17 protein-coding genes are annotated in these 20,116 nt (G+C 50.1%); 12 read left to right on the top strand and 5 right to left on the bottom strand.

The features are described 5' to 3' along the window. Positions 1-36: 36 nt before the first annotated feature. Positions 37-1,236 carry a mannonate dehydratase gene (uxuA, locus tag C0081_RS19000; protein WP_101535429.1) on the bottom strand — a complete coding sequence of 400 codons (1,200 nt, stop codon included), beginning with the start codon at positions 1,234-1,236 and terminating at the stop codon, positions 37-39. Positions 1,237-1,449: 213 nt separating this feature from the next. Between uxuA and C0081_RS18995 the strand changes: the two genes are divergently transcribed. The 4 genes from C0081_RS18995 to C0081_RS18980 all read left to right on the top strand — a co-directional run bounded on the left by C0081_RS18995 (position 1,450) and on the right by C0081_RS18980 (position 5,057). Continuing rightward, positions 1,450-2,154 carry a GntR family transcriptional regulator gene (locus C0081_RS18995; protein WP_101535428.1) on the top strand — a complete coding sequence of 235 codons (705 nt, stop codon included), beginning with the start codon at positions 1,450-1,452 and terminating at the stop codon, positions 2,152-2,154. Positions 2,155-2,184: 30 nt separating this feature from the next. Further along, a complete protein-coding gene (locus C0081_RS18990; RefSeq protein WP_101535427.1) occupies positions 2,185-3,165 on the top strand; it encodes a C4-dicarboxylate TRAP transporter substrate-binding protein in 981 nt (326 codons plus the stop codon). An 86-nt stretch (positions 3,166-3,251) separates the two neighbouring features. Next, positions 3,252-3,773, top strand: a complete 522-nt coding sequence (locus C0081_RS18985; protein ID WP_101535426.1) for a TRAP transporter small permease — start codon at positions 3,252-3,254, stop codon at positions 3,771-3,773. Between the two features lie 3 nt (positions 3,774-3,776). Then, entirely contained in the window at positions 3,777-5,057 is a 1,281-nt protein-coding gene (locus tag C0081_RS18980) for a TRAP transporter large permease (RefSeq protein WP_101535425.1), read from the top strand. A 440-nt stretch (positions 5,058-5,497) separates the two neighbouring features. On the opposite strand, the gene C0081_RS18970 is transcribed toward C0081_RS18980, so the two are convergent. Further along, the gene (locus C0081_RS18970) at positions 5,498-6,235 is read right to left on the bottom strand and encodes an SDR family oxidoreductase (protein ID WP_101535424.1); all 738 of its coding nucleotides are present in this window, start codon (positions 6,233-6,235) and stop codon (positions 5,498-5,500) included. 97 nt (positions 6,236-6,332) lie between these two features. Here C0081_RS18970 and C0081_RS18965 point away from each other — a divergent pair, with 97 nt between their 5' ends. Continuing rightward, a complete protein-coding gene (locus tag C0081_RS18965; protein WP_146006499.1) occupies positions 6,333-7,226 on the top strand; it encodes a LysR family transcriptional regulator in 894 nt (297 codons plus the stop codon). Positions 7,227-7,378: 152 nt separating this feature from the next. Here C0081_RS18965 and C0081_RS18960 read toward each other — a convergent pair whose 3' ends face one another. Beyond that, a complete protein-coding gene (locus C0081_RS18960) occupies positions 7,379-8,242 on the bottom strand; it encodes an NmrA family NAD(P)-binding protein (protein ID WP_101535422.1) in 864 nt (287 codons plus the stop codon). Between the two features lie 119 nt (positions 8,243-8,361). On the opposite strand from C0081_RS18960, the gene C0081_RS18955 reads away from it, so the two are divergent. Continuing rightward, the gene (locus C0081_RS18955; RefSeq protein WP_101535421.1) at positions 8,362-9,270 is read left to right on the top strand and encodes a LysR family transcriptional regulator; all 909 of its coding nucleotides are present in this window, start codon (positions 8,362-8,364) and stop codon (positions 9,268-9,270) included. A gap of 589 nt (positions 9,271-9,859) precedes the next feature. After that, entirely contained in the window at positions 9,860-10,222 is a 363-nt protein-coding gene (locus C0081_RS18950; RefSeq protein WP_425349499.1) for an IS3 family transposase, read from the top strand. Positions 10,223-10,380: 158 nt separating this feature from the next. Here C0081_RS18950 and C0081_RS18945 read toward each other — a convergent pair whose 3' ends face one another. Beyond that, positions 10,381-10,683 carry a hypothetical protein gene (locus C0081_RS18945; RefSeq protein WP_101535419.1) on the bottom strand — a complete coding sequence of 101 codons (303 nt, stop codon included), beginning with the start codon at positions 10,681-10,683 and terminating at the stop codon, positions 10,381-10,383. Positions 10,684-11,295: 612 nt separating this feature from the next. On the opposite strand from C0081_RS18945, the gene C0081_RS18940 reads away from it, so the two are divergent. Further along, entirely contained in the window at positions 11,296-11,907 is a 612-nt protein-coding gene (locus C0081_RS18940) for a TetR/AcrR family transcriptional regulator (RefSeq protein WP_101535418.1), read from the top strand. Positions 11,908-12,243: 336 nt separating this feature from the next. Here the strand turns inward: C0081_RS18940 and C0081_RS18935 are convergent, their stop codons facing one another. Beyond that, complete coding sequence (locus C0081_RS18935; RefSeq protein ID WP_101535417.1) at positions 12,244-12,645, bottom strand: GlcG/HbpS family heme-binding protein; 402 nt, start codon at positions 12,643-12,645, stop codon at positions 12,244-12,246. Positions 12,646-13,466: 821 nt separating this feature from the next. Between C0081_RS18935 and C0081_RS18930 the strand changes: the two genes are divergently transcribed. From C0081_RS18930 to C0081_RS18915, 4 genes are all read left to right on the top strand, one after another. After that, positions 13,467-16,046, top strand: a complete 2,580-nt coding sequence (locus tag C0081_RS18930) for a cation:proton antiporter (RefSeq protein ID WP_101535416.1) — start codon at positions 13,467-13,469, stop codon at positions 16,044-16,046. A 217-nt stretch (positions 16,047-16,263) separates the two neighbouring features. Next, positions 16,264-18,213, top strand: a complete 1,950-nt coding sequence (locus C0081_RS18925) for a putative bifunctional diguanylate cyclase/phosphodiesterase (protein WP_101535415.1) — start codon at positions 16,264-16,266, stop codon at positions 18,211-18,213. 244 nt (positions 18,214-18,457) lie between these two features. Beyond that, the gene (locus tag C0081_RS18920; RefSeq protein WP_101535414.1) at positions 18,458-18,703 is read left to right on the top strand and encodes an acyl carrier protein; all 246 of its coding nucleotides are present in this window, start codon (positions 18,458-18,460) and stop codon (positions 18,701-18,703) included. Between the two features lie 201 nt (positions 18,704-18,904). Next, positions 18,905-20,113: an acyl-CoA dehydrogenase family protein gene (locus C0081_RS18915; protein WP_101535413.1), complete on the top strand. Its 1,209-nt coding sequence runs from the start codon at positions 18,905-18,907 to the stop codon at positions 20,111-20,113. The last annotated feature ends 3 nt before the right edge of the window (positions 20,114-20,116 follow it).

Genomic DNA, 20,116 nt, shown 5'->3' with positions numbered 1-20,116 from the left:
ATCCAATCCAAATAAAATATAGACCTTAATCCGTGGTCAAGAATGGGAAAGTGCGGCTAAGATACCGCGCAATTCAGCCAAGCCCTTCAATCGACCAATGGCAGGATAGCCCGGTTGGGCTTGGCGATTCTGATCATCCAGAATATCGAGGCCATGGTCTGGCCGCATAGGAATGGACCAGTCACTCCTGTTAGAAGTTTTGCGTTTATCTTCTTCTGCAAGAGCGGCTTTCATGAGAGCGACCATGTCGGTGTGCCCCCCTAGATGCTCGGCCTCATAGAATGAGCCTTTCACGTCATCACTCTCCAGAACCACGTTGCGCAAATGCAGGAAATGGACGCGTTCTCCCAACCGCTTCATCATACCAGGCAGATCATTGTCGGGCCGCGCGCCCAATGACCCCGAGCAGAGGGTGATGCCGTTGGCCGGGATATCGACTGCATCCATCATAAACTTGTAATCCGCTTCTGTTGACATGATGCGCGGCAGGCCCAAAAGTCCAAAAGGCGGATCATCAGGATGGCAACACAAGCGAAGGCCCAGACTTTGCGCTACCGGGGCAACCTCTTCCAGAAATGCAATGAAATTCGACCGCAATTGGTCGGCCGAAATGTTTTCATATTCCGCCAGATTGGCCCTGACTTTTTCCATAGATGGCGCTTCAGCATCGCCGGGCAACCCATAGATGATTGACCTAGTAAGCAATTCTTTTCCCTCCTCGTGGAGACGGTTAAAGCGCTCTTGGGCTTTGGCAATCACCTCTTGTGGGAAGTCATCCGCAGCGCCTGCTCTTTCCAGAATGAAGAGATCAAAGGCGGCAAAGTCGATCAAATCAAACCGCATGCAGGTCGCGCCGGTCGGCAGTCGATAGTGCAAGTCTGTTCGGGTCCAATCGAGCACTGGCATGAAATTGTAGCAAATGGTCTCAAGACCAGCATCGGCCAGATTCTGCATACTCTGTTTGTAGTTGGCGATATGGGTGCGCCAAAGTCCGCTCTGTTTTTTGATGTCCTCGGAGACGGGCAGGCTTTCAACGACATCCCAAGCCAGACCGGAGGTAGACCCATCGGATTTGAATGCAATGGCCTGTTGACGCCTGGTAATTTCCTCAGCGCTCCAGACATCACCCGTTGGAATATGATGCAACGCGCTGACCACGCCCTCAACACCAGCCTGCAACATATCTTCAATTCCAACGCGATCCTTAGGACCGAACCAACGCCAAGTCTGCCGCATGACTATCTCCTACAACTTTTGCCTATGTGCATTTAGCCTGTTGCAGTACGGAGTACAAACAGGCAAATGAATGCAATGCGAAACCGGTTGAAACACAGAATGTTGCCCGTCATGTAACCGGATTTCAAAGTGATGTAAGTTCATTACCACAGCGAATGCCGGTTGACAAGTATGGCGGTAGGCCGGTATGGTGGTTAGCAATTGGAGGAATTCATGGTTTTGATAGAGCCGCTGGAAAAGAAAGACATAGATCTACGATTGCCTGTTGCTCCGCAGATTTATGACATCGTACGCCAGCAGATAATCCGTAACGAGCTGACGCCGGGAAGCCGTATTTCTGAAGCGGAGTTGGCCAGCGGGTTCAACGTGTCACGTCAACCCGTTAGAGAGGCCTTTATCAAACTGACAAATGATGGCTTGCTATATGTTTTGCCCAATCGTGGCTCTTTTGTACGAAAAATTTCAATTAATGCCGTTCTTGATGCGCGTTTCGTACGGGAAGCAATAGAGGCCGATATAGTCAAGCTTCTTGCCGCAGACCATGATGCCGCCCTTGATCGTGAATTGAACAGTCAGATCAAGCATCAAACAAAAGCGGTGCGAGCCGATGACCCTGATGCTTTCATTCACCTCGATGAGCTGTTTCACCAGACCCTCGCAGAAGCGGCCCAGAAAAGCGGCGCCTGGGCGGTGGTGCAAAGCCAGAAAGCGCAGATGGATCGCGTCCGCTATCTCAGCCTCATCGAGCTCGACACCTCTAGTTTGCTGGAACAGCATCAGGCCATCGTGACGGCCATTGCAACCAATGATGCCGCAGCTGCCGAAGCAGCTATGCGGTCCCACCTGCGGAAGATCATCATTGATCTGCCCGCGATTGCACAAGTGAAGCCTGAATTATTTGAACCAGGGGATGGCTGATCCCATTCCCGACTTTGGGAGGAATACCAGATGACACCTATCACACTCGGAAAACTTGCCTTGGCGAGCGCAGTAGTCAGCCTTATGAGCACAGCCGCAATGGCTGCAGATTACACCTTGAGCATCAACACCGCTCTTGCTACATCGGATCCCCTCTATGCGGGTCTGGAAGCATTTCAGACCAATATGAAGGAGGCATCCGGTGGACGTCTCGAAATCATTCTCTTCCCCAATTCCCAACTTGGCCCTGATGAGGATGTTCTCGAACAAGCCCGAGCAGGCGCTCCTGTGGCAGTAATCGTCGATGGTGGACGCTTGGCCGTTTTCCAAAATGAATTTGGCGTCCTAGGGGCCCCTTTCCTTGCTAATGGCTATGAAGGCATCCGCAAAGTTGTGACTTCGGACCTGTTCGAGGAATGGGTTGACAAATTGCGCAAGTCGTCTGGTCATCAGGTTCTTAGCTTCAATTGGTGGCAGGGTGAGCGTCACCTGCTGACCAACAAGGAAGTCAATCTTCCTGCCGATCTGGACGGTATTCGCATGCGCACGCCGGGCGCACCAGTTTGGACCGGTACCATCGCTGCGATGGGTGCAACCCCGACCCCAATGCCATGGGGCGAGGTCTATTCGGCTCTTTCCTCCAACGTCATTGATGCTGCTGAAGCGCAATTGCCAGCAATCGTTGGGGCAAAATTGGACGAGGTGATCACCCACGTGACAAAAACCGGTCACATCAATCTGATTACCGGCATGGTCACATCAGCGCAATGGTTTGATTCTTTGCCGATTGATTTGCAGAAAGTCTTGCGAGACGAAGCCTTCAAGGCCGGGGATATTGCCTCCTATGGCACGCTCGAATCATTTGAGGCAATTGAAAAAGAACTGGCAGAAAAGGGCGTTTCGGTTCGCGAAATCGACGTTACGCCGTTCAAGGATGCCACTGCCAAGGTCTATGATGACCTCGGGTATGGCGATCTGCGCGATACGCTGCGTGCGATAGCTGCCAAGTAAATCTCTCAGACCCAAGCAAACATGATTGACGCGGAGCCTCCCGCGTCGGTCAGGCCAAAAAGTCTCAACCAAAAGGTAACGTCGCTATGCCGGGTTTTCTGGGAAAAATCGAATTTGTGATCGGAGTCATATTGCTGGCAGTGATCACTTTTCTGGTTTTCATCGCTGCTGTCATGCGCTTCTTTGGCCATCCGCTAATCTGGTCAGTGGACTTGGCTCAACTCCTGTTCATCTGGCTCTGTTTCATTGGAGCCACCCGCGCCATGCGCGAACGTGTCCATCTTGGCGTGGATTATCTTGTGCGGTTATTTCCCTACGCGGCGCGTCGATTGATCGAAACGGCAATGGCTCTCTTGTTTGTTGCCTTTCTGTTGTTGTTGGCCCGTGAGGGATACAAACTAACCATGCTCAACTGGCAACGTATTTTTGGCGATTCCGGCCTGTCCTATGCCTGGGTGACAATTGCGGTGCCCGTGGGTTCGATGCTTTTATCCATCTCGATTGTTTCCAATCTGGTTCAATCTTGGCGCTCGGGGCCAGAAGACCAGCGTCTGGTTTTCACACGCACCAACGGCGCAACAAAATCCAACAAAGAAGCGGAGGCCTGAGCCATGGGACTGATTGCATCTATTTTTGCCGCCCTCATGCTATTAGGGGCTCCGGTCGCCTTTGCTATTGGCATTTCCGGTTTCGTGTTTTTTCTGACCTCCGATATCATGCCCATTTCCATCGGCGTGCAGAAAATCGCTACCGTTTCCCAAAGCTTCCCGCTGCTTGCCGTGCCTTTCTTTGTGCTGGCTGGCCATTTGATGAATGAAAGCGATATTACGGATCGCCTGTTCCATTTTTCAAAGGTAACCCTTGGTTGGATGTCTGGCGGGCTGGCGTTGGTTTCGATTTTTTTGTCAACCCTGATGGGCGGGGTCTCTGGTTCTGCCGTGGCCGATGCTGCCATGGAAGCCCGCGTGCTCGGCCCGCAAATGTTAGCCAACCGCTACACCAAAGGATACACAGCGGCCACCATTGCGCTCAGCTCCCTTATCACCGCAACCATTCCACCCTCCATCGGGCTCATCCTGTATGGCTATGTCGGGCAGGTCTCTATTGGGCGGTTGTTCCTTGCTGGTATCGTGCCTGGCGTTCTGATGATGATGTTTCTGATGGTCACCGCCTTCGTCATTGCCAAGAAGCGAAATTATGTGATCAAGGAAGCAACCAAACCGACCCTCCCAGAAATGGGGAAAGCTGCCTGGGAGGCCAAGTGGGCCTTGCTCTTTCCAGTTCTGCTCATCATCTCAATTCGCGGCGGCATTTTCACCCCATCAGAGGTTGGTGCTTTTGCCGTCGTCTATTCAATCTTGATTGGCACAATTGCACATAAAGTGATGACCTTTGAAACCATTCAGCGGGCTTTCGGGCAAGCGTTGTCCGACATTGGCATGATCATGCTGATCATCCTGATGAGTGGTATGATCGGGTTCGCCATCATCTTCATGCAAATACCGCAAAGCGTCGCGGCCTTTCTGCTCAGCTCTTTCTCAGAGCCGCATATAGTGGTGGGTGTGATCCTGATTTTTCTACTTTTTTCCGGCCTGTTCTTTGAGAGTACCATTCTGGTTCTGCTGCTCACCCCGATTTTCGTGCCCGTCATCAAGAGCGCCGGGGTTGATCCTGTTCATTTTGGCATCTTGATGATGACGATTGTGACGCTCGGGTCGATGACGCCACCAGTCGGAGTGGCTATGTTTACCGTTTGCAGTCTGCTCGATGTACCGATTGACGAATATATCAAGGAAAGTCTGCCTTTCCTGCTTGCTATTCTGTGTTTGGTGCTGCTTTTGCTCTTCGTGCCTGAACTGGTGCTCTTTTTGCCAAACTGGGCCTTTGGGTGATATTCAAATTTGGAGCATCAGGTTGGACCAGTTGCACGATCATAGTGAAATCGATACTGCGATGCCGCAGGACCCCTTTGCGCCTTTTTTACCACCGGATCATTCCAAATAGGCTGGACTTCATGGCAGGAATGATGGAGTTGCTGTGCGGCATATATCTGCTGATAAACGGCAGAATTGGACCGGCTATGACACCGGCCCGATTTTGAGCGGCTTGCGCCGCTACCTTTGTGAAATTTGATCGTGGCCTTGGTGCAATACTCTTCGGGCATCACGAAAAACTCGTCCGCACGCTCGTAACCACCATTCTTGACGTCTTCAACAAAGACCATTGTGTTCGGCAGTCTTGTATATCAGATCTTCTTTCTGTGTCGAGGAAAGGTCATCTTGTGGCAATTTATAGTATGCAAATGGAATTGGATTCTCCCTTTTTGTAGGGGTTAGATTAGGCCTCCGTTGGCGCGGAGCGTTTGACCGCTGATCCAGCGACCATCAGAGCTGGCCAAAAAGGCCACGACGTCTGCGATGTCTTCCGGCGATCCCAAACGCCCAAACGGGTTCATGTTCTTGATAGTGTCGACCAACGCCTCAGGTTTTCCAGCCAGAAATAATTCGGTTTCAACCGGCCCTGGGGCCACCGCATTGACCGAGATCCCGCGTGGACCAAGCTCCTTTGCCAACACATGCGTCATCGCCTCGACGGCGGCTTTGGTTGCGGCATAGATCCCATAGTTGGGTTGGTAGAGGCCAACGACGCTGGAGGACAAACTGACAATCGCACCGCCTTCGGCCATGCGATTGGCCGCCTCCCGCATCCCTCTGAATACGCCGCCCAAATTGATGACGCATTGGGTATCAAAGTCTGTGTCTGTCACCATGTCGATCGGACCGAGACGCATGATGCCGGCATTATTCACCAGAATGCCGACGGATCCGAAGTGTCGTTCGGCTGCATCGAAAAGCGTCGCCACGCAGGATGGTTCAGCAACATCCCCTTGAACGGCAATGGCTTGCCCTCCCGTATCTTTTATTGCTTTGACGACCTGATATGCGCCGGCTTCATCACGCGCATAATGGACTAGAATTTTATGCCCGTCCTTTGCAAGGCGAAGCGCTATGGCTGCGCCGATCCCCTTGCTTGCACCAGTAACGATTGCGCTTTTGGATGGATGCTTCATGTCTGTCTCCTTTGTGTTTACACAAGAGATAAACCAGCATAGGCTTCAGATAATCATGCAAAATCGGGCTACATAATTCGGGAATAGCGAACAAATGATGGACCGCCTTGAGACGTTGCGCCTGTTTGTCCGCGTTCTGGAACGGGGAAGTTTCACCAAAGCGGCTGTTGATCTGGGCATTCCCCGCTCAACAGCCAGTGAAGCCATTCAGAGGCTGGAGCGCGATTTGGAAAGCCGCCTGCTGGAACGCACAACGCGCCATATCGCAGCCACCCCCGATGGTGCCGCCTATTACCAACGTTGCTTGGCAATTCTGGCGGATCTGGAAGAAGCAGAAGGTGCGTTGCGTGGCCACGAGCCTTCTGGACTTTTGCGCATAGATGCTCCCGGCACGCTGACACGGGTTTTTCTGTTGCCACACCTCTCGGACTTTCTCACCCGATATCCCAAGATCTCCCTGCAACTTGGTCAGACGGAGCGACTGGTCAATTTGGTGCGTGAAGGCGTGGATTGTGTCATCCGCGCCGGAGAACCGGAGGACAGCAGCATGGTGATGCGAAGGCTTGCCAGCATCCCAGAAATCACCTGCGCCAGTCCGGAGTATCTTGAAAAGTTCGGTACTCCAAAGTCCGTTCAAGACCTCAAAGGTCATCAAATGGTGGGCTTTTTGTCCTCGCGTACCGGAGCGGTTATGCCGCTTGAGTTCAAAGTCGGCACACGTTTTGAGGAAGTTCTCTTACACGCACCAGTAACGACCAATGACGCAGACACAGTGCACCACTTGGCAAGAGAAGGATTTGGCCTCGCGCAAGCACCAAGTTATCGCTTTCTGGATGACCTTGAGGCCGGGCGCTTGGTTGAGGTTTTGGCCAAAGCGCCACCCCCGCCCATGTCCCTTGCAGCCTACTATCCGCAAAATCGACAGCTCTCCCCCAGAGTGCGGGCATTTCTGGATTGGGTGATTGGCGTGTTCGAGGAAGCCGCCCTTTGAGCGACAACCTCAACCATTCGAAAAACAGCCGTTGGGGCAATACGACAAATTTTGCATTGCCTGACGGCGCGTCATTAGTTCATATCAAATGCTGCGGCGTAGACGAATGTCAGCGTCGAGAAGGACGCACTGCAGACCACCCTATCCGCTCTTTATCCGAGTTTTCGGACCAGTGCATCTTTGATGTGTTGTGGTTCTCGCCCCAACAGCCTTTTCATGGTGGGGTCGATTGTCGCGAATTCTCCCTCCCGAGCGGCGCGATAATAGCCCGTCATAACTCTAATGACACTTTCCGGAAGCCCATGACTCCGCGCATTCTCTACCATAGTGTCTTCACTAATAAAGCGCCGCTCGATGGTTTGGCCGACAACCTCTCCAGCCAGTCTTGCAAGATCTCCCATGTCAAGTGCTTCGCTGCCGGTCAAGGGAGGCGTCGGGCCCTCGATCGTTTCGCGACCGCTTAGAAAAAGGGCGTCCACCTCAGACAGATCTTCGTGGGTCGTCCAGGCAACCTTACCGTCCTCGGGGCCGGTCAGACTGCGGCTCTCAATTCCGCTTGCATGCATGCTTATGGCGCTATCGGTGTAAAAACCGTGGCGCAACGCCGTCCATGCGAGGCCGGAATGCGCAAGCATTGCCTCGGTTGCTGCATGATCCCGGCCTGGAGGGAAGTGAGATTGCAAGTTGCTGGAGACCTGACTGGTATAGAGCAACCGCTTCACGCCCAACTCCTTCGCCACCGCTATGGCTGTTTGATGCTGGTTCAGCGCATTGCCTCCGGCGGCGGCAGCATTTGACGACACGAGCAGTAGTCTTTCTGCACCTTCCCAAGCAGAGCGCAGACTGTCGGCATCATTGTAATCACCCCGTCGGACACGCACACCGCGAGCGGCAAGCTGCGAAAGCTTCGCAGGATCTCGGACACTCACGCCGACCATCTCAGCGGGCACAAGGCGCAACAGCGCCTCGACGATAAATCCGCCAAGTTTCCCCGAGGCACCTGTAACAACAAACATTGTCCAATCTCCAATCATACGTTTCGCGCCGCTGGCACTCGATCAATTGTAATTGATCGACATAATGACTGTTTTAAAATATGAAGATAAGAGAGTAAAATTCGAACAGGTTGTTCCGTATGGAGAACAAAGTTTCCTTTGATGATCTAACCGTCCTGCTAGCCGTGCTTCGTGACGGAGGTTTTCGTGCGGCCGCCCGCCGACTTGGTGTCGCGCCTTCCAAGGTCAGCACGACAATCTCGCGAATTGAGGCGCAGCTTGGTGTGCCGGTCCTGCGTCGCACGACGAGGAGCCTGCATCTCACCGACGAAGGAAAACTGCTTGTGAACCGGGTTACGCCGCTCTTGTCTGCAGTGGATGCAGCTTGCCTTGAGGTCATCAATCTTGGTGGGCAGGTGCAAGGGCGTCTAAAACTGAATGTACCCGGTGCGGTTATGCCAGATATCCTGCCTTCACTTCTTGCCGAATACCGCCTCCGCCATCCTAAGGTGGCGGTGGAGATCATGGTAGAAAATGATCTGGTGGATATCATTGCCGCTGGTTGTGATGCAGGCATCCGCTATGGCAGCGTTCTGGAGCAAGACATGATCTCTATCCCGATCGGGCCTCGCTCGCAGCAGATGGCATTGGCCGCAGCTCCTGCCTATTTGGAAGAACATGGCATGCCCCTTGAACCGGAGGATCTAACTGCGCATAGCGCGATCCGGTACCGCCTGAAAGACGGCCCGCTGCTGCCTTGGACGCTGAGCAAAGAAGGGCAGCAGATAGAGGTCAAGCCAATCAACGGCCTCATCTTAAGCGTGAACGCAATTGACACAGGGCTCTGTTACACCAGAGCTGGCATAGGTATCATCCAGACCTTCCGGAACTGGCTGGATGAGGATTTTGCCACCGGCAGGCTGGTGCCGGTTTTTCCAGACTGGTGGCCCAAGATGGATGGACCACGTCTTTACTATTCCAATAGGTCCGCACCGCCGCCTCTACGCAGCTTTATAGAAATTTGCCGGTCCGCAGTTTGGATGTATTGATCTAGTTTCACTCCGGTGGTTGAAATCAGACCGTGCGTTTCGATGCAGGGCGAGTATCCGCTTCAAGGAGACTTCAATGCAGCACTGCAAAGGACAGGTCAGAGCCCTCTCAAGACCTTCGCAGCGCGATTGCTTCTATCAGTTGCAGCATCTTTTCGAATGGAAAGGACGGCCCTAACAGGCCACTCATCAGAAATCCAGAATCGCAACGAAGATTCCCATTAGCTGCCATCAGAGGATGGATACCGTAGGAACATCCTTCGGATCACGAGATTTTAAAAGAACCAACCTTTTCTTGCAAAGCAAACATCGTGTATATTTTCAATTGTCGATCTCGTAGAAAAGCCCCTCCAGATTACCCTCAGAAAATCTTATCGGCCAGTTCCTTTGGCATATTTGCAGACAGAGCGTCTAGGTTGCTCTTATGGGATGAAACCTTCCCTGTGCCGATCAGAACACTAGCAACGTTGGGCTGAGAGAGGCCATAGTGCAGAGCAGCGGATTGACACAGCAACAAGTTGCGGACGATCTGGGTATTGGGCTTTCAACACTGTGCAAATGGATTACCAGTCACAAGGACGCTGAATTGATGAGTGGTCCGCATGACGATAAGGACAAGGAACTGGCCCATATTCGCAGCGAACATGCCCGGAACTGCCGAGCCTATGGACGCAAGCGAATGACCGAGGAGCTTCAGGAGCAAGGTATCGTCAATGGCGAACGTCGCGTCGGGCGGTTGATGCAGGACAAGGGAAATTGTTATGATAATGCTGTCGTTGAGACATTCTTTAAATCACTGAAAGCAGGATTAATCTGGAGAAACCAATATGAAACCAGAGAACGAGCTCAAAACGACTTGTTCGGTTACATCAACGGCTTTTATAATCCACGTCGCAGACATTCATACCTGTGTAACATCAGCCCAGTGAAGTTTGAAAGCATGGCTGCATAAAACGAGAGGTCAACTCTCCACTTTATCGGTGCAAGTCCAGCTTTCTCATGACAATAAAAATCCACCACAGCAGAGCCATCGTATGATGCATTGCCGTGGCGGATAGTCTGCGGGGTTTATAATACCCCTAAGCGGGGGCAAGCTAATTGCTTTAGCTTTTAGCTGTTGTCATGGTTGGCCTGACAAGTATAACCGACAAATTCAGAGCTGGAATTAGCAGTTGGGACATAAGCAGGCTCGGCATGTTCACCCAATAGGGTACAGTAAGAACCATTTGCCACATAACGATCAAACAGATTTGGACCTGTATCCAGAAGAACACTACCCTGTTCTTGAACAAGTTGTTTCACCTGAGATCCTGTTAGGCTATGGCTGTCTACATGCTGTGCTGCTGAAGCAAAAGTAGTTGAAGCAATAGCACTGATGGCAATTACGGAAAGAGCGGTAGCTATTTTTTTCATCGTTTTGTTCCTCTTATGTTATCTCGAAAAATTCGATATTTCATCTCAAATTAAACGGGTTTTGTTATAGTGTGATAGTCTGTCTGCATGTGTCGCAAGCAGTTAAAAAGACAATCCTTAAACAACAACTCAAACCCAATCATAAGATATACTTTTCTACTGATCGGCATTAAGCCCGTCTTACTTTGTGTTTCAGAATGCAATCACCTAAAACCGTTAGAGAGCCTCGCTGGAAATTTACCATTGATGCCAATGCGAACGCCTCAGGACCGCAGTCCTTCCTTCAGAGTAATTCGCTAGCTTCGTCCAGATGTTGAGTTTTGCTCTCAGAGGTTTGTTAGCGTTGAATTTACATATTTTGATTTATGTAAATTACATAATCTGCATTTTGTAAACTAAAGATAGACATTTGGATTTGTTTTGTCAAGATGACATGTGTTTAATTTACAAAATAACTGTTTTTGTATATTAATTTTTGGAAAGGCTTTTGCGCGTTCGTAAAGGCAACTTGTTGAAACAAGAAGTAAGCACTCGAAACCACTGAGGGGTGGCGACAGGCGCGTCCCGACCATCACTTAGGGGGCGCGCACTTGGTCGGCAGACATATTGAACATGGCAGATACCAAAGAAATAATTATCCAGGCAGCAGGAGCTGTTGCAAAGCGACAAAGTTTTCAGAAGACAACTATGGGCGACATAGCCAAAGCGGCCTGCTTGTCGCGACAAACGATTTATTCCGTTATGGGCTGTAAGGAAAATGTTATTGCTGAAGTCATTTGTCACAATGAGATGCACCGTCTTCAATCAATCAAACGGCGGCTGGTAGAGTGCAAATCTCTAAGTGAACAGTTGGATGTCTATTTAGACGAAAGGGTGGTCATTCCTTTCGAGCGGATCAATATGGAACCAAATATATTCGAAATATGGGCCAATCCTGAAATCAACGGTCATCCTGCAATCAAGAAAATCGAGCAGGCAGACTTTCAGTTTCTGTCAGAGTTTTTTCTACCCTATGCGGATAAGCTGGGAGAAATAGGACAATCTCCTGCGCAATTTGCAACATTTGTCATTTTCATCTGTGCCAGTCTAAAAGTCTCGCCGATGACGCACGAAATGCTCAATGCTTACCTCCCTACCCTCAAGGCAACTATTCTCACCATGCTGGTCAACACAGCATCGGATTTGACGGAGGATCCACCCATTATGGAGGGTGCGGTATCATAAGAAAAACAATCGCGAATGCATTTGCTGCACGGCGCTGCCTATGGAATTGTAATTGATAATGCAGTGTTCCCGATCGTCAGGGCACAGCATTATCATTGCCTGTTTTCAAATTGACAGACATGAGTATTCCCCAAACAAAGAGCGTGTTGTTAACCGGGGTTAATTCGTCAAATACGGTAAATAGTCACTAAGACAATGGAAATCACCTGTAGGTGAGAATGGACAAGGTGTTTCATCACAACCCAATATGGCTCATGACGATTCCCACCCCCCAATTACAATTGCAAACAGGATCTACCCTTTACCGGCAATACTCTACCCTTCAGCCTTGCAGCCTTATGCAGACAACATGGCAACAGCCGCCGTTGCGACTTGATCGTCTTGATGCGGCGCAAGGCCTGAAACGCCCACAGCCCCAACTACGGTGCCATTCACAACAATTGGAATACCACCTCGCATCGGCATTCCGTTTGGCAGGCTCAGGATTGCCAGCCGGTCTTTAATTTTATCTTCAAGCCCGCCAGTCGGCGCACGAAAGATAGACGACGTACGAGCCTTTTCACACGCAATCTCACCGGAAGAAGCAGCGGCACCGTCCATGCGCTCATAAGCCAACAAATGCCCACCCGCATCGGTTACGGCCACACTCACAGCCCAGCCGTTCGATGTAGCCTCAGCCTTAGCAGCAGCCACCGCAGCGGTAGCATCAGCAAGTTCTATTTGTTCGACCGTACGCATTGGTTCTCTCCCTATTCGCATTCAGAGGTATCCGCCCACATTCGGCGCCTTGCCATAGGGCTATGAGGTTTTGATACCAGTTTTGTCTGGTTTCGTCACCTATACAAGCATCTTTTTCCGGCCCGACTGGCCGTTTGGCGCGATGATATCGACCAAATTGGCGTGCAAGCCTCGCCTAAATCACACGATCTGTGGACAGAACGAAACACTTGAATTTCCGATGCTTTTATCAATTTGTATGATAAATCTCTTTCACTATTTCAAAACTCCAAACCGCGATACCTATCGTTGAGAATGCCTCCCCCCCATGCGAAAGCCCTTTATTGATAGCTTTCCGGATAGAGAAACGGGTCCATAAGACAAAGAAAAAACACTATTCTCCTCAATACAATTGACACTTTTCTGCATGTGGTAACAACAAAGAGCGAAAATGACGAAAATCGTTACGGATCAGTCAATTAAGCAGCAATAGGACAATTCTACACCAACGGTGCCCAAACAGCGTTGAAAAGGAATTCTTTAAAGTAATCCGTTATTTTTTTGAATGTGAATGGAGACAAATAGCAATGGGGGAGACTGATCCCCATCTCACGACACAAAGAGTGTGCACACTTTAATTTCGAAGATGCTTCAGCTTGGACACAGCCCATTCTGTTTCTGTTACACTGATTGACAGTACCATGCGGTTCATAAGCCAATAACAACGAACCCCAACCCGCGGTCAATCGGCATTTCTGCAAATGCCGTTTCCACGAACGAATATGAGAATTGCGACAAAGCCTAATGACCCCACAGGCAAAAGACGCGTGCGAGATATATGAATGAATCTGACGATCCTGATAGCCATTTCTGTAGGCATCTTCTTTGTTATCGGCATAAGCGAGCCTTTGGCTGCCCGACTACGCCTGCCTTATTCGGTTTTTCTGGCTGCAATGGGCATTGCGATCGGGGCGGCTGCGGCGTTCTTGTGGCGCACAGATTTGACGGATGCTCTCAATCCTCTGGCTCTCGCCATCCTTAATCTCCCTATGCGATCAAGCATCTTTCTTTCGGTTTTTCTGCCACTATTGGTGTTCCAGTTGGCCTTGAATATCAACGTAAGACGCATGTTGGATGATTGGGTACCAATCCTGATTCTCGCGATTGTCGCCGTCGTTGTGGCAATGCTGGCAGTTGGCATCTCACTCTATTCTTTTAGCACCAACATATCCTTGGCAGCGTGCTTGTTGATTGGTGCGATCGTCTCCACCACGGACCCGTCCGCCGTGGTGTCTATTTTCAAAGGCACATCAGCACCGCAAAGACTCGCGCGCATTGTTGAAGGAGAAAGCTTGCTTAATGACGCAGCAGCAATCGCGTTTTCTTCTTTGTTTCTGGCCTTTGTCACTCTGAATGAAAAGAATCCGGACATTGGCGAAGCCTTGCTTCAGTTTCCCTGGATCATCGCCGGAGGCGCTGCCGCTGGCTTTGTCGTTGGCAGGATAACCGTAGAGATCATCGCCAGAATGTCATCCTATCCCAAGGGGCAAATATCGGTTTCTGTGGCAGTTCCGTCATTGACCTATTTGTTAGCAGAACAACTGGCCGCATCCGGTGTCATCGGCGTCGTCGTCGCAGGACTGACCCTTAATCTGCATATGACGTCTCGCTTCACCCCATCATTGAATGTTCAATTGCGCGACACTTGGGACTTGTTATCCCATTGGGCAGGCGCGCTGATCTTTATACTCGCGGCTATCTTCATTCCCAGGCTCATGACCAACTTTACGCCCTATGACCTTATCTTGGTTGGCGTGGTCGTCATTGCAGCACTCGCTGCGCGCGCTCTAATTCTGTTTGGTTTGCTGCCATTGCTCGCATTAATCAAGGCCTCTCCTCACATTGAGCCTCGCTATTGCGTTGCCATTCTCTGGGGAGGATTGCGCGGTTCTGTTACATTGACGTTGGCTCTGGCTGTAACAGAAAACCGCTTTATACCCGATGACATCAAACATCAGGTCGGTATTATCGCAACCGGGTTCACGCTCTTCACCCTCATAGTTCAAGGAACGACCCTTCAATGGGCAATTGCCAAACTGGGGCTTGATCGGCTCAGTTCGCTGGATATCGCTTTGAGCAATCAGGTCATTGCCGTGGCATTGCAGACGGTTCGTGAAAGGGTCGCCAAAACGGCACGCAGTTTCGGATTAACCCACGAAATTGTGCGAGACGAAGCCAAACAATTTGCAGCACGGCTGGATAACGCTGTGGCATCAACCGACAATATTGACCAGATTCTTGATCGCGATCGGATTACACTGGGCTTGGTCGCTCTCGCCGCGCACGAAAGAGACACCGTACTGGAGGAATTCAGGGAACAGGTTATCTCGGCAGACTTGGCTGAACGATTGTTACTGGAAACAGATTATATCATCGAGGCCACGCAAGCCAAAGGGCGAATTGGTTATCGAGAGGCTGCGCGACGGGCCTATCAAGTAGGCCGGAAGTTTCGGATCGCGATGATATTGCACAATTATCTGGGAATAAGAAGACCTCTGGCTCGTGTGATCGAATCCCGATTTGAGGTGCTGGTATCGCTTGGCATGATCTTGCCCAATCTGGACAGCTTCATTGACAACCGCGTTCGGCGCATCCACGGACGACGCATCGCAAATTTACTCCATGAACTGCTCAGCCGCAGGATAGACGAAACACATCATGAGCTCGAATTACTGCGGTTGCAATTTCCTGGCTACGCAGAAGACCTGGAACGCAGATTGATCCGTCGCACGACTTTGCAGCTGGAAAAGCGTGAATATGATGCCTTCTCAGAAGACGGACTTATAGGCTTTGAATTAAAGAGCACCTTGGGCACCCAGATTGAAGAGCGACGTCAACAACTGAGCCAGCGCCCTGTTTTGAATCTCAAGGAGCAAGCCACCAGTATTGTCGCCAATTATCCAGCCTTTGCAAAATTGGCCGACAAACAACGAAAATCACTGATCCGAAGCTTGCGTACAATTTATGCGATGCCCGGCCAACGCCTGATCAAACGTGAATATTCAGCTCGGGAAGTCTGGTTCATTGCCTCTGGCTCCGTGATTATCGCAACCAACGGAAAGAAAACTCGTCTGAACAATGGCGAGATGTTTGGGCAATTATCAATCTTGGCCCGCTATCGGCAACCAGCAAAAGTAACCGCAGTCGGATATTGTACAATCTTCACGCTCGACGCCAAAAAATTCGTAAAACTGTTTAAATCCGAAGCCTCTTTTAGAGATGCAGTCCTTCAAAGCGCTGCAAAGACTGGTATCCAATTGCCACCAGAGATCTTCGAGACTGATATCAATGCATTGGCCAAACAGCTTAAACAGATTTTGATTGAGACGGCAAAACAGCCAGACGAAAGCGCCTCACAGTGAAGTCCTGATGGACGTCTCACAGATGTGAGCACAGGTTCCTCTGAGGAAGGGCTTAATAAGCATTAAAGTATAAAAAAAATTGCATTTGCTTTGATCTTCAATTCAATAATTGAACCAAAGATCTTCAGAGTTTACCAAATATTTCTCAGTTCGATATACTCTGTCCTGATATTGGAATTTCCGGCGTCAACTGCACGAGCAAAAAGGCAAACTAATAATGGGAACTTTTCTAAATAAATTAGAAAATCTGTTCAAAATTGATGATTCAGATCCCGTTTTGATCCGCGCCCAAACCAAAGCGATGTCCCGTCATCTGCCTTTGATGTATTTCATTTTGCTTTTCAGCTCATGGGCCCTTGCCTATACCCACTTCGGTATCGCTCCAGATTATCTGACCCTCTATACGCCATGCATTCTAACCATCCTCAGCATAATAAGAGCCGTAAGCTGGTGGCAAATTCGGCCTGATGAACTCAAAGTTGAAACTTTGGTCCGTCGTCTGAATTCAATAAATAGAAATGCGGTCATTCTGTCGATTTTCTTTTCCAGTTGGGCTGTATTATTGTTTGACTATGGAAACGCTTACCAGCGTTCTCATGTGGCATTTTACATGGCAATTACAGTCATTTCTTGCATATTTTGCCTGTCATACCTGCCACAAGCTGCAAAGTTCGTTACCGTAATTGTGAATGGCACATTTATTCTTTTTTTCGTTTCTCAGAATATTGCGTTCTTCTCTGCAACGGCACTTAACGTATCAATCGTATGTGTGGGCATGCTGATAATCATGCACATCAACAACAAAAATTTTTGTGGCATGATTCAGGAACAACAGAGGTCCCTTGCTCTGATAAACGAAAACGAACAATTGGCCAATATCGACAGTTTGACGGGGCTTGCCAACCGGCGCGCCTTTCATACTCAGCTCGAAAAGCGGATACGAGACCAAGACATCAGTCACCATAGCCTTGCGGCTGGCATCATTGATCTCGATGGCTTCAAGCCTGTGAATGATCTTTATGGCCACCAGATTGGTGATAAGCTTCTACACGCAGTAGGATCTCGACTGCAATCTTTGCAGCAAACCAGAACAAACTATTGCCTCTTTCGCCTTGGTGGGGATGAATTCGCCTTTATTGTAATGGATGTCGCAGATGAAGAAGGCCTTCGCGCATTTGGAAATCAGCTCTGCACAGCCTTGAAAGCCCCCTTTAAAATTGGGGACCTTACCGTTGCGGTCTCAGGCACTGTCGGCATCGCAACTAGATCAATCAAAGACACAACAGCTGCAGAATTGTTGGACCAGGCAGATCACGCTTTATACCGGGGCAAGAGGTTCGATCGCGGCACCTGCCAGCTGTTTTCCTGGGATCATGCAAAAGGCTTCCATCGGGAAGCAGAGATATTGCACACCCTCAAGGTGGCGGATCTGAATGAAGAAATTCATCCAGTTTTCCAGCCCATCATTGATGCAAAAACCAATCAGGTTGTTGCCATGGAGGCGTTGGCCCGTTGGCAAAGCCCCTCATTGGGATGGGTACCTCCCAGTGAATTTGTTCCCATTGCAGAGCAAGCAGGAATCATCAGTGCAATCACATGCACAATGTTCGAAAAATCGCTTGCAGAAGCGGTTGACTGGCCAGCAAACATACGCCTGTCTTTCAATCTTTCAGCGCATGACATCTCAAGTGAATTGACCATTCTGAAGCTCATGGCAATTATTGGCCGGTGTCAGATCAGTCCCCGGAATATCGATTTCGAAGTGACAGAAACAGCTCTGGGTGAAGACCTGTCACAAGCACAAAATATGCTCGACAAGCTGCGTCAAATGGGGTGTTCGATTTCCCTTGATGATTTTGGAACCGGTTATTCCAATCTTTCCCGACTGCATGCCCTCCCATTGAACACGATCAAAATCGATCGTAGCTTCATCTCGAAGATCAGTGTAGGCAGCACCAACTACAAGATTGTAAAATCGCTACTCACCTTTGCCAAAGATATGGGGCTGAAGAGCATTGCCGAAGGTGTTGAAACGGCAGATGAACTCGATATCTTGAACGCATTGGGTGCGGACTTTGTCCAAGGCTTCTATTTCTCGCGCCCTGTCGAAAGCCACGCTGTGCTTGATGTGCTCCAGTCTCTCAAATCAAAATCCAAAGTGGCTTGAGACCAATGGATTTCATGTGCCTCTCAGCACACCCGTGAACGCCAGTGTCCTGCCCGCCGATACAAGACCTCACAAGTTTTTATCTTACCGGATTTTCGAGATTTACGTCTTGGTAATATAAAACCAAATATTGAGTAAAATTTTCCCAAAAAACAAAGCGTTAACCCTTTCAATTCACCAAATGGAATAAAACTCTAAGTAACTTAGGATGATCATTTAACAACCATCTGTGTGGATTATCCTCATGATTGATCAAGTACGTGCCTTGTTTGCAAAAAACACCTTTTTACCCTGCGATGTATCAACCATTGCCGATGATGCAGATCTATATGATGCGGGGCTCTCGTCTTTCGGGTCTGTGCAGCTGATGCTTGCCATCGAAGAAACCTTCGATATCGAACTGCCCGAAACACTCCTGACTCGCAGAACCTTCGCCTCCCTAGAGAATATCGCCGAGGCGCTTTCGGGACTGGTTTCAAAAGCAGCTTAAACGCAGGCAGGCGATCCTCAGTGGAGCAGCGCCCTCACACCAGACGCAGCATGTCACCCTTACGGACGGCACGCTCTCTAGCCATGCCAATCGCCGCACACAGCAGTCGCGAAAATTACGATGAGAAACAGAAAGATATTCAAATTCTCCGAACATGAAATAATCATGCTACCGCGAGAATAGCTTTAGTGGGTTGAACAGATGACATATGCTTTAGAGACTTTGGACAGTGCCGTTGAGGCCGTCCAACAAGAAAGCCCTATGGTACGAATGCGCCGCGTCGCTGAAAATATTGCAGCCAAAACAGCAACAAAAGTTGACCGCGATGGCATTTTTCCAATTGACACTTTCCAAGCCCTGAAAAAAGAACGGCTGCTCGGCGTTGCTATTCCAGTTGAATTTGGTGGTGAGGGCCTCGACATGATGGCTATTTCCAATCTCATCATCGAGCTCGCACAAGCATGTGGCTCCAGCGCCATGATCTATGCGATGCATCAGATCAAGGTCGCAGCCATTGTCAGCCACGGCATCAAAACCGAATGGTACCATGCTTTTATGCGGCGCATTTGCGATGAACAGCTGTTGATGGGGTCAGCAACCACCGAGGCAGGCATCGGTGGAGATCTGCGCAACAGCACATGCGCGGTTGAAGTGACAGACGGGCGCTATAGAATGACCAAGGAAGCCACATGCATTTCCTATGGCGACTATTGTGACGCCATTCTGGCCACTTGCCGCCGGTCTCCCCAGTCGGCCAGCTCCGATCAAGTAATGATCGCCGTGCCAAAAGAGCATTATACCCTTGAGAAAACTTCGGACTGGGACACCATGGGCATGCGAGGCACGTGCTCCAACGGCTATATCCTCAAATGCGAAGGCGATGCAGAGGAAGTCTTCCCGCAGCCATTCTCCGAAATTGCAGCCCAATCCATGCTGGCAGCAACACATATCTATTGGAGCGCCATCTGGTTCGGTATCGCTTCCGATGCAATCCGTCGTGCGCAGGCGTTTGTTAAGGCATCCGTCAAGCGCAACCCAACCTTCACACCTCCCGGCGCTCTGCGTCTGGCCGATGCTGTGGCGCGCCTTCAGGAATTGAAGGGCAACTTGATTTCTGCCATTCGTCACAATGAAGCCGTTGTTGAGAATGAAGACGCGCTGTCTTCGATGCATTATGCCACCGAAATCAATACACTGAAGGTTTCCAGCAGCAACACGGCCAACGAAGTCGTGCGCATGGCCCTGCTGATCACCGGCATAGCCGGTTATAAAAATCACACTCCCTTCAGTGTCGCGCGTCACTACCGCGACCTTGCCTCCGGCCCCATCATGATCAACAACGATCGGGTCAGTTCAAACACAGCGACGCTCCTTCTCATGAGCCGCTTCAACGCCCAACTCGAGGCTTAAAGT

The organism is Cohaesibacter celericrescens (genome assembly GCF_002866925.1).
Classification (GTDB): domain Bacteria; phylum Pseudomonadota; class Alphaproteobacteria; order Rhizobiales; family Cohaesibacteraceae; genus Cohaesibacter; species Cohaesibacter celericrescens.
The sequence above is the reverse complement of the archived record's forward strand: the minus strand, read 5'-3'. Positions and strand labels throughout refer to the sequence as shown.